This window comes from Mesorhizobium sp. M7A.F.Ca.CA.001.08.2.1 (genome assembly GCF_003998455.1).
Lineage (GTDB): Bacteria > Pseudomonadota > Alphaproteobacteria > Rhizobiales > Rhizobiaceae > Mesorhizobium > Mesorhizobium ciceri.
The window spans coordinates 1-3192 of sequence record NZ_RZPW01000718.1 but is presented as its reverse complement, the minus strand read 5'-3'; the positions used below and the strand labels follow the sequence as shown (position 1 = coordinate 3192).

At 58.5% G+C, this 3192-nt stretch carries 4 protein-coding genes; 1 reads left to right on the top strand and 3 read right to left on the bottom strand.

All coding sequences use genetic code 11. The annotated features are described in order from the left end of the window. From EN914_RS29620 to EN914_RS29610, 3 genes are all read right to left on the bottom strand, one after another. The coding region (locus tag EN914_RS29620; protein ID WP_245497872.1) for a glycine betaine ABC transporter substrate-binding protein at positions 1–705 on the bottom strand (705 nt) is incomplete at its 3' end. 126 nt (positions 706–831) lie between these two features. Then, complete coding sequence (locus EN914_RS29615) at positions 832–1920, bottom strand: mandelate racemase/muconate lactonizing enzyme family protein (protein WP_024505666.1); 1089 nt, start codon at positions 1918–1920, stop codon at positions 832–834. Between the two features lie 27 nt (positions 1921–1947). Beyond that, complete coding sequence (locus tag EN914_RS29610; RefSeq protein WP_050580551.1) at positions 1948–2808, bottom strand: LysR family transcriptional regulator; 861 nt, start codon at positions 2806–2808, stop codon at positions 1948–1950. 105 nt (positions 2809–2913) lie between these two features. On the opposite strand from EN914_RS29610, the gene EN914_RS29605 reads away from it, so the two are divergent. Continuing rightward, the coding region (locus EN914_RS29605; RefSeq protein ID WP_348631947.1) for an NAD(P)-binding domain-containing protein at positions 2914–3192 on the top strand (279 nt) is incomplete at its 3' end.

Below are 3192 nucleotides of genomic sequence, written 5' to 3'. Positions count from 1 at the left end.
GTGGATCTCAGGGACGTACGGGCCAATGTCGACCTTGACCATCTTGTATTTGCCGAGCACGGATGTTGGACCCCAATAGTAACCGAACCAGGGCTGCTTGTTCTCGTTGGCCGAAGCTATCGCCGCTGCCAGCGTCTCTCCGGAGCCGTGATTAAAGACTTCGATGCCGTGGCTTTTCAGATGGAAGGCTTCCGCCAGATGGTCGTTGGTGATCTTACAGCCCCAGCCTTCGGGGCAATTATGGAATTTGCCGCCTACCCAGTCGGGATGCGCCAGAATGCCATCGATCTTCGCAAGTTCCGGATGTTCGTCCACCAGGTATTGCGGAACCCACCATGCATCAATGCCGCCGGGGGTGAGGACATGGCCCAACGTCTTGACTTTACCGGCGGCCAGCAATCCTGGATAAGCCGGCGCGCCGTTGAGCCAGAGTTCGGTCACGATGTCGGGGCGGCCGGTCTCTGCGACAGAGGTGACTGCCGTAGCCGTAGCCGATGGGACCACCGTGACCTTGCAGCCGTATCCCTGCTCCATCAGGAACTTGGAGACGGCGGTGACGATCGACCCCGAAGCCCAGTTCATCTCGGTAATGGTGACGTCGCCGCATTTCGCTTCGGCCGCGGACGCGGCGAGCGTTGCGATAAACACAGCGGCAGTAAGTTTAAGCGTGCGTGAGAGCATTGTCTTCTCCTGTTGGTTTTCCATTCCAGGCGATTCTCCTCGGCGGCTAGAGGCTACCGGGCCGGTTCCCCACTTAGGAATTATAGGAATATCGAACATCTAACTAACGAATATAATTCGGGCCTGACATCGACTTTTTCGATGCCAAACCTAATGGTCGATGGCGAAGCGGGTCACGGCAGCCTCGTCGAAGGTGAAGCCTGTGCCGGGACGGACGGGTATGATGATGTCGCCATCCACGATCTTCATCTCTTCGCGGAACAGTGGGGCGTACCACGGCATGTGTTCAACGGAGATGCAATTGGCGGCAGAACCGGCAATGCAGAGGCTATGCTCGGTAAATATGTGAGTGGAAATCGGCAGGCTGTAAGCCTCCGCCAAGGCTGCAACCCGGCGCATTTCGGTCAGCCCGCCAATCCTCTGGAGGTCCGGCATCAACACATCTGCGGCGCGGGCCTCGATCGTGTTGCGGATACCAAAACGCGTCCACTCTGTCTCACCCGAGGCAATCGTCAGATCGAGCGCGTTGCGGACCTCGGCCTGGCCCACGAGGTCATGGACCGAGACCGGCTCCTCCAGCCAACCGATGTCGAGCTCCTCAAGCATCCTGCCAAGTCGGATCGCCTGCTTTGGCGTGAGCGCCTGGTTGGCGTCCGCGAGAAGTTCGATGGAGGGTCCAACGGCCTCGCGGACAGCCCTCACGCGTTCAAAATCCTCTCGCGGGTCGGCCTTGCCAACCCGCACCTTCATCGCCCGGAACCCCTGGTCCAGAAAGGTCGCCGCCTCATTAACCAGTTCGTCGATGTTCTGGGAAAGCCAGAGGCCGCCGCTGGCATATGTGCGAATGCGATCCCTGCAGGCCCCGAACAGATGATGGAGCGGCCGGTCCGCACTTTTGCCGATCAGATCCCAGCAGGCCGTGTCAAGTGCGGAGAGCGCCGAGATCGTGACGCCTGCATAACCGGTCGGGTTAATTTCGGACCAGATCGCAGAATTGATCGCCGTCACATAGTGAGGATCCTGGCCCACGATGCGATGCGAGAAGCCGCGCACCATCTCGTCGAAGGCTTTAAGCCGGACGGCGTTCAATGTGAAGATATAACTCTGGCCCACCAGCCCTACATCGGTTTCTAGATACACGAGCAGGCACCCGACGGAGCGCATATTATGAATGGCCGTGGTGATCGGATTGGCAAAAGGCACGTCCGTCAGTCGGGTCTTCAACGTGGTGATTTTCATGTCATCTCTCTGGCTTTGGACCGGAATTCAGGCGATCGTATCGCGCAAGGCTTGCACAGCGGTTTCGATAAATTCGGGCGCAATGACGTCAATACGAACGGCGACGAAGACTGTTCGTTGAAAGCGCGGAGCTCCCTCGACCAGATGCAGGCGGCCACATTTGACGTGCTGGGTCACGGACTCGGCCAGGAAATACCCGGAGCCGCCGTTAGCCAGGATATGATCCATTGCTACCGCTGAACTGCGGATAGTAAGCTTGTGGCTAAACACGCCAGGAAAATGCATGCTGTGCTGGGCTCGGAACGTTTCACCCCAATCCACGAAGACGTAGCCAGGAACAACGCCGCTTTGAACCGCACGTGGCTTGGTCGAAACCATCACGAGTTCTTCGCTGATGAGCGGCTCGATCCGTGCCTCCGCGCAATGACGTGGGTCGTAAAGCACAGCAATGTCGAGCAGTCCGGCTCGCAGTCTCTCCATAAGAATATCCGAGCGCTCGCTGATCGCGCTTGCGACGCCGTCCGGCAATGCCTTGGCCATGCATTCCAACCAGCCCGGCACGACGCGGGGCCAATGGTTATCCTCGACGCCCAAGGTGACGAAGGCATTAAGGCCTTCCGGCAGGGTGGCCACCTGCTGCCCGCGCTCCCAAGCGCGTACGATATTCACGGCGCTCGCATGGAACTGATGACCGCCAGTCGTAAGCGCCACTCCGTTGCGCTTACGGTGAAACAGTTGGCGGTTCAGCCTGCGTTCGAGCGCCTTTATCCTCGCACTAATGGTCGACTGGGTGACGTTAAGCTGGTCGGCAGCATGCTGGAAGCTACCAGCCGCGCCGACTTCTAGGAAAGCCCTGATGTGCTCGATGTTCAAGAAAATGACTTTCAAATCGAATTCTTCGATGTGACTCCGTAATTATATTCGTTTGCCACGTCAATCAGGGTGAGAAAGACTGCCTGGCCGAAAACCAGTCACAACAGCGCCTGCTCAGACATGCCAAAAACGGGCTGGCTGGCCACAACGGAGATATCTATGCGGATTGCATTCATTGGGTTGGGCAATATGGGCGGGCCAATGGCCAGCAACCTGGCACGCGCCGGTTACGAGCTTGCCCTGTTCGACCTCGATTCAAATAAGGTTGATGCCGTGCGGGCGACGGGAGCAGCGGCCGGCAACCATGCAATCTCGTCGGCCACCACCGCTGCCGAGGCCGCCTCCGGCGCCGATATCGCGTTCACATCGCTGCCAAACCCGAAGATCATCGAGGCCGTG

What these genes read in the sequence shown, in the direction of transcription:
- EN914_RS29615 (WP_024505666.1), bottom strand. Translation starts at nt 1,920, where the DNA reads ATGAAAATCACCACGTTGAAGACCCGACTGACGGACGTGCCTTTTGCC.